This window comes from Clostridium sp. (assembly GCF_040797585.1).
Taxonomy (GTDB): Bacteria; Bacillota; Clostridia; order Clostridiales; family Clostridiaceae; genus Clostridium_Z.
In genome coordinates this window covers 1-7256 of the sequence record NZ_JBFNEO010000147.1, presented here as the reverse complement: position 1 = coordinate 7256, position 7256 = coordinate 1, and the positions used below count along the sequence as shown (strand labels likewise).

The window sequence follows — 7256 nt, the reverse complement described above, 5'->3', positions numbered from 1 at the left end:
CCCTTATTTAATTAAACGTCTAAATAAAATTCAAATTTATTATATATACCCTTTAATAAAGCTTGTTTATTAAGAATAATATAAAAATTATAATTATATGAAACTTAAATATAAATTCTCTAATAAAAAATATATATAGGTCATATTAGTAAAATCTTTAGTTATACTAAATTCTTATTACTACACCATATATAATGTTTTAATTCCATATACTCTTAATTTCTACCACTAATCCACTAATTGTTCATTAGTATTATTGTGTTAAAATAGATTAGTATATTTCAAAATTTCTTATTCAAGTCTTTTCTTTTTTAAATGATTTTTATTATTTTGTTATATTATGTGGAATATATCAGAAAAATCTTATATAATAACAATAGACTTTATACCGTTACAAGTAAAATATCTGAATTTTCATATTTATGAATAATTCTCTACTTTAATTATTAAGAATCATATAAACTTAATTATTACTTACATCAAAAGGAGGTTTTTTTATGACTTTAAAACTTGATATGATTCAAACTACAGCTATAGCTATTTTATTTTATTACATAGGCTCCTTTGTAAAAACTAAAGTATCTATTCTTGAAAAATTTTGTATCCCTGCACCTGTAGTAGGAGGACTTATATTTGCAATTTTGAATTTGATTTTCACGGAAAGTGGTATTATATCTATAAAATTAGATTCCACACTACAAACACCTTTTATGCTAGTTTTCTTCACCACTATTGGACTAGGTGCTAGCTTTAAACTTATAAAAAAGGGTGGACGCCAAGTAGTATTATTCTTTGTGGCTGCGGTTCTTTTAGTAATATGCCAAGATATCCTTGGAGTGTTTTTATCTAAAATCATTGGGGTAAACCCTTTCCTTGGTCTTATTGCTGGATCTGTAACCATGACTGGTGGTCATGCTACTGGGGCTAGCTTTGGAGCCTTATTTGAGAATACCCATGGTTTAACTGGGGCATCGAGTACAGCTATGGCTGCTGCTACCTTCGGTCTTATATTTGGTAGCTTAATAGGTGGCCCTATAGCTAAAACCTTAATAAGTAGAAACAATTTAAAAAGTAATAGTGAGGATTTTCATTCAGATAGTGATGAAAAGTCAGAAGAAGTAACTTCAACTAACTTATTTAATACATTTTCACTTATATTTATAGCCATGGGACTTGGAACTATCCTTGAATTATTCTTTAAAAGTATCAATGTGACTTTACCTTCTTATATAAATGCTATGATTATAGCTGCTGTAATAGTAAACCTAGGAGAAGGAACAAAGAAATGGACCATAAACTCAAAATGTGTTGATATGATTGGTAATGCTAGCCTTAATATATTCTTATCTATGGCTCTTATAGATCTTAGATTATGGGAACTTAAGAGTACTGCTGGTCCTCTTCTAATTTTATTAGTAGGACAAGTTATCTTAATGGCTATATTTGCTTACTTTGTAACCTTTAGACTTCTTGGAAAGGACTATGATGCTGCTGTTATGAGTGCAGGTCATTGTGGCTTTGGAATGGGAGCTACTCCAAACGGAATGGCTAACATGGAAGCCATAACTTCTAAATATGGTGCCTCACCAAAGGCATTCTTCATCCTTCCTGTAGTAGGAGCCTTCCTTGTGGATTTCTCTAATTCTTTGGTTATAACCTTGTTTATTAACTTATTACAATAATACTTTAACCTCTTAATATATAGATAATTAATGGCTCCTCTTCTAATTGAAGATGGAGCCATTAATTATTATCTATGTCCTTTAGCTTCTGTTTCACGAAAAGTTTCACAATATGGACTTCCTGATGGTATTAAGATATCTGTGTTTACTAACACGTTCTTAGCACTACATCCTCTTTTCCCAGTATTGTATATACATTTTACAGCATCACAAACAATGCCTGGAGATATTTCAACTGAATTCATATTAAGACCTTGGGCTATAGCTCCTCCTAAATTTACATTAGTTATGTTTTTTAATGCTTTGGTTGTAATCTTTTCTCCATAGGTTCCACAATCGGTATCTACACTTTCATCTGCTAAAATACCATTTATATGTATAACCCTTGCTGTGCAGAACCCTCCCATATTATTTACACAATTAACTTCATTGCAGGTTAATTTATTCATAAGCTACCACCTTTTTTATAGTATTATCTTAATATTTTCCCCTGGTTCTTATTCAATATACTGAATTTTATTTTTCTGTTAAAAAGCTTAGGCTAATAATTTCTCTTTCTCTTCCTATAAAGCTATTTCCAAAGATATTTTTAGCATTTTCAATAAAGTCATCTGGATTAGCTATGGCTGGTGAAAAATGTGTAAGAATTAATTTTCTAGCCTCTCCACTCTTAGCTAAGGTAGCTGCTTCTTCAAAGGTCATATGATAATTTTTCAAAGCCTTTTCTAGTTTTTCAAGACTCTCGTAGGTTCCCTCACAAAATAGAATATCACTATCTCTAATAAAGTCCTTTAGCTTTTCTATAGGTCTAGTATCTGTTACATATGAGAACTTAATTCCTCCTCTTTCTGGGCCTAATACTGAATTAGAATCAATAACCCTATTACCTATAGTTACCTTATTACCCTTTTGAAGTAAACCCCAACTTTCTTTAGGTATATTAAGTTCTTCCGCTTTCTCTCTTAAAAATTGTCTCCTTCTAGCTAGGAAAAAATTATAGGATATACATGGTGCAGAATGCTCTACATATATTGCTCTTATATCTATATCCATAAATCTATAAGAGAAATCCTCATCTTCATTTACCTCTATTACTTCTATTGCATAGGGCAGATAAGGAATTAATATTTTAAAGGCATCCATAACCTGACTTATCCCTTTAGGCCCTATTATGGTTACCTTATCTTCTCTCCCGCTATTTCCAAGGGTTGATAAAAGGCCTATAAGTCCATTTATATGATCTCCATGAGTATGGGTTATTAAAATTAAATCTATGGTCTTAAATCCCCTTGAGAGCTCTCTCATAGATACCTGAGTGCCCTCTCCACAGTCTAATAATATTTTTCTTCCTTTATAATTTATAAGAAGAGAAGAAAGATACCTACCTGGCATAGGCATCCCTCCACCTACTCCTAAAAGCGCTAGTTCTATCATTTGACTCCTCCTTAAATTATCTTATTCCCCTTAATCTTTAGAGTAATTCTTTGTGCTATCTAAATTATCCTATTGAAATTTTAGGTTCTCAAAAGATGAATTTTAGTATTTTAAAACTTTAAACTATTAATGCCAATTGTTCTAAAGTCTAACTATCATACAATAATCTATAAAATAAAATTTATCTATCTCTAAACTAATCCTTAAATAAGCTGTAAATCACGATAGCTTGAAGTTTAGTTACAAATATTATAACCTATTAAAAGATATATAAAACTACGCCAAAGTATACCTAGAAATAATTCTTATGATAAAAACAAACTAATATTTTACATAGAACGAATTTTCCTTTAGGGGTATTACAGTTGCTAGCCATCAGCTAAAAACACTAAATGGTATACTATAGTGATTAAAACTATAATATACCATTTAATAATTTTTTCAAAAGTATCTTATATAGGTTGCGTAAAATTTAGATTTTCTTGATTTTTTGCAAAAAAAATGCACCTTTGTAAGGTGCAATAGCCTTGTTTAGAATCAGTTGCCATTTTCTTAATTCTACTCAGACAAATTTTAATTATATCATTATTTATTTACCACTCCTATAGGTTATATACCAAAGTTTAACAAAATTTTGTAAATTTTTTGTGAATTTAATATTTTTAATTTATATTATAGAGGAAACCATCCTTCAGATAGAGTTCTTTACACTCTCTTACGATTAAATGAGTTAATATAGTGGCATAGCAACTGTTCTCCACATTGTATGCAGATTAAGGTACAACTTCTAGCCATCATATAGAAGGAATCTTCCTTCACATAGTGTTCTTTTCTCCATATGAAGGTTATATAAGTTAATCTAAGGACGTAGCAACTGTAACACCTCCACCTTGCATGTAGATGAATGTACTACAGTCGGTAGCCATAATATAAAAGGATAGATGGTAAATTCCATCTATCCTTTATTCTATATTCAATAATTTTTTAATTAAACTTGATGTACTTTTAATAGGTTTGTAGAACCTACTTCATTTACAGCAACTCCTGCAGTTATTATAACTAAGTCATTCTTCTCTATAAATCCTGCATTTAAACATCCTTCTACAGACTTATCTATTAATGCATCTGTGTTGCTTTGCTTCTCAGCTAATATTGGGTAAACTCCCCAGCTTAAAGCAAGACTTCTAGCAACCTTCTCATATGGAGTTACAGCTATTACTGTACATTCTGGTCTATATCTAGATACCATCTTAGCAGTACTTCCACTTTGAGTTGCAGCTATTATAGCCTTAGCACCAAGTTCCATAGCGCAATTTACAGAAGATAAGCTTATAGCTGTAGGTATTCCTGGAATATGCTCTTTTCTCTTTTTGGATAAGATCTTAGCATAATCTAATTCCTTTTCTACACTCTCTGCTATCTTAGCCATAGTTTCCACTGCTTCTACTGGATACTTTCCATTTGCAGTTTCTCCACTTAACATTATACAATCTGTACCATCAAATATTGCATTAGCAACGTCTGAAGCTTCTGCTCTTGTAGGTCTTGGATTTCTTATCATAGAGTCAAGCATTTGAGTAGCAGTTATAACTGGCTTACCAGCTTTATTACATTTCTCTATTATAAGTTTTTGTACTAGAGGCACCTTTTCTATTGGAATTTCAACTCCAAGGTCTCCTCTTGCTACCATTATACCATCTGATGCTGCTACTATTTCATCTATGTTATCAACACCCTCTTGGTTCTCTATCTTAGAGAAGATCATTATATCCTCTCCTCCATTTGCCTTTAGAACCTTTCTTATTTCTTCAACGTCTGAAGCTTTTCTTATAAAGGATGCTGCTATTAAATCAACTTCTACTTCACAACCAAACTTTAAATCTGCTATATCTTTTTCAGTTATAGCTGGAAGTTTTATAGAAACTCCTGGAACATTAACTCCTTTGTGGTTTGAAACCATCCCACTATTTTTAACTAGAGTATGAACCATGTTTCCTTCTACTGATTGAACTTCTAATCCAACTAAACCATCATCTATAAGTACCATATCTCCTGGTTTAACATCTTTTGCAAGTCCATCATAAGTAACAGAACATTTTGTTTCATCTCCTGCTACATCTCCACCTGCATATATAGTAAAGCTGCTGCCTTCTTTAAGCTCTACCTTACCTGCTGAGAAGTTTCCTGTTCTTATTTCTGGTCCTTTTGTATCAAGCATTACTGCTATTGGTTTGTTATGCTGTTTCGCTAAAGACTTAACAAGTCCCATTCTCTTTCTGTGCTCTTCATGGTCTCCATGAGAGAAATTGTGTCTTGAAACACTCATACCCGCTTCAATTATCTTTGATAGTACCTCTTCTTTTTCACTTGCTGGTCCTATTGTACAAATTATCTTAGTTTTTCTCATGTAATACACTCCCTTATTATTATTAAGCACATTTATTAAGCATATTTAAACTTTATTTATACTAGACTTTGCAATCTTAATACCTTTCCTCTTAAGGTTAGATATTTTAATTATAAAGCCTTTAGACTCATTTATATATAATTTATTTAAAGTAAATTTAAATTAATGTTTACTTTACTGTGATAAAGCTTTTGATATTTCATATAATTCTTCATCGAAGGTTCTTTCCATAGCTAAAGCTTCATCTATATCATCATCTACTATTTTTCCGCCTCTAATTCCTACTACTCTTGCACTCTTACCTTCTAGTAATAACTCTACTGCCTTATGTCCCATTCTAGAAGCTAATACTCTATCAAAGGCTGATGGACTTCCACCTCTTTGTGTGTGTCCTAAGATTGTAGCTCTTGTTTCTATTCCTGTCATTTCTTCAACATATTCTGCTAATTCATAAGCACCACCAACACCTTCTGCAAGAAGTATTAAGTTGTGCATTTTTCCTTTAAGTTTTCCTTCTAGTATAACCTTACAAAGTTCTTCCCTATCAAATTCCTTCTCTGGTACTATTATTCCTTCAGCGCCACCTGCTATACCTGCATGTAGTGCAATATCTCCACAATGTCTTCCCATAACTTCAACTATACTTACTCTCTCATGAGAAGATGAAGTATCTCTTAATTTATTTATAGCATCTAATACTGTATTTAAAGCTGTATCAAATCCTATAGTATAATCACTGTAAGTAAGGTCATTATCTATGGTTCCTGGTAGTCCTATAGTTGAAACCCCAAGCTTTGATAGAAGTCTTGCTCCTGTAAATGAACCATCTCCACCTATAACAACAAGTCCATCTACTCCATATATCTTAAGTACATTGGCCGCCTTCTGTCTTCCTTCTTCTGTTTTAAATTCAGAACATCTAGCTGTTCTAAGGATTGTTCCTCCTCTTTGAACTATATCAGAAACACTATGTCTATCCATTGGAAATAATTCACCATTTATAAGACCTAAATAACCTCTTTGAACTCCCATAACTTCTATGCCTTTGTCCAAAGCTGATCTAACAACTGCTCTTATTGCAGCATTCATTCCTGGAGCATCTCCACCACTAGTTAATACAGCAATCTTTCTCATATCCAATTCCTCCTGTCACCGCCGGGACTTCATCAGTCCCACCCGTGCTAAAATTTTCCCAACACACTTATCAATCATAATTATTTTACAAAATATCCGAGATTTTTGCAAATTTTTTTAATTCTCCTTACTTAGAATGTAAACGAGTAAAGTGCTTTATAATACAATTTTACTTCTAGTAGTAATATTTTTCAACTTAGGAATATTTATAATACTATTAGTAGATATTTATATATCCTTTTAATAATATTATTTTCATCATTCTTAAAAATATTATATAAAGTTTTTACCTTATTTACTATTCATATAATAAATATGGGGTTATATTATAATATTTAGATTTTAATTTCTTTTTTGTTATATATTAATTCATTTACTCTTCTATTATTTTTAAAACTGCCTTTTCTATTAAATTTAATTTTTCATTTGCAATCTGTTCTGTCTTTCCATTAGTTGCAAAATAAATTTTCATCTTAGGCTCTGTTCCTGAAGGTCTTACAACAAACCAAGAATCATCATTCAATATAAACTTTAGTACATTTGACCCTGGTAAATTTATATTATTTTCTGTTTCATTTATAAAATCGTAGGATTTTGAG

General features: G+C 31.4%; 4 protein-coding genes and 2 pseudogenes. 1 reads left to right on the top strand and 5 read right to left on the bottom strand.

Features of this window, described 5'->3' with window-relative positions; translation table 11 throughout:
* Positions 1 to 497 precede the first annotated feature (497 nt).
* On the top strand, positions 498 to 1682 hold the full coding sequence (gene gltS / locus AB2369_RS09695) for a sodium/glutamate symporter (RefSeq protein ID WP_367666278.1): 1185 nt from the start codon (positions 498 to 500) through the stop codon (positions 1680 to 1682).
* 68 nt (positions 1683 to 1750) lie between these two features.
* On the opposite strand, the gene AB2369_RS09690 is transcribed toward gltS, so the two are convergent.
* From AB2369_RS09690 to AB2369_RS09670, 5 genes and pseudogenes are all read right to left on the bottom strand, one after another.
* Entirely contained in the window at positions 1751 to 2131 is a 381-nt protein-coding gene (locus tag AB2369_RS09690) for a DUF1540 domain-containing protein (RefSeq protein ID WP_367666277.1), read from the bottom strand.
* A 67-nt stretch (positions 2132 to 2198) separates the two neighbouring features.
* Positions 2199 to 3116 carry a ribonuclease Z gene (locus tag AB2369_RS09685; protein WP_367666276.1) on the bottom strand — a complete coding sequence of 306 codons (918 nt, stop codon included), beginning with the start codon at positions 3114 to 3116 and terminating at the stop codon, positions 2199 to 2201.
* Positions 3117 to 4107: 991 nt separating this feature from the next.
* Positions 4108 to 5523, bottom strand: a pseudogene (gene pyk, locus AB2369_RS09680) (pyruvate kinase); the annotation flags it as partial.
* Positions 5524 to 5697: 174 nt separating this feature from the next.
* Positions 5698 to 6657, bottom strand: a complete 960-nt coding sequence (gene pfkA / locus AB2369_RS09675) for a 6-phosphofructokinase (protein ID WP_367666275.1) — start codon at positions 6655 to 6657, stop codon at positions 5698 to 5700.
* 373 nt (positions 6658 to 7030) lie between these two features.
* Positions 7031 to 7256: pseudogene (locus tag AB2369_RS09670) on the bottom strand (phospho-sugar mutase); the annotation flags it as partial.

Bases quoted from the DNA above. Each gene is read 5' to 3' on its own strand.
- pfkA (WP_367666275.1), bottom strand. From the start codon at position 6,657: ATGAGAAAGATTGCTGTATTAACTAGTGGTGGAGATGCTCCAGGAATG.
- AB2369_RS09685 (WP_367666276.1), bottom strand. From the start codon at position 3,116: ATGATAGAACTAGCGCTTTTAGGAGTAGGTGGAGGGATGCCTATGCCA.
- gltS (WP_367666278.1), top strand. From the start codon at position 498: ATGACTTTAAAACTTGATATGATTCAAACTACAGCTATAGCTATTTTA.
- AB2369_RS09690 (WP_367666277.1), bottom strand. From the start codon at position 2,131: ATGAATAAATTAACCTGCAATGAAGTTAATTGTGTAAATAATATGGGA.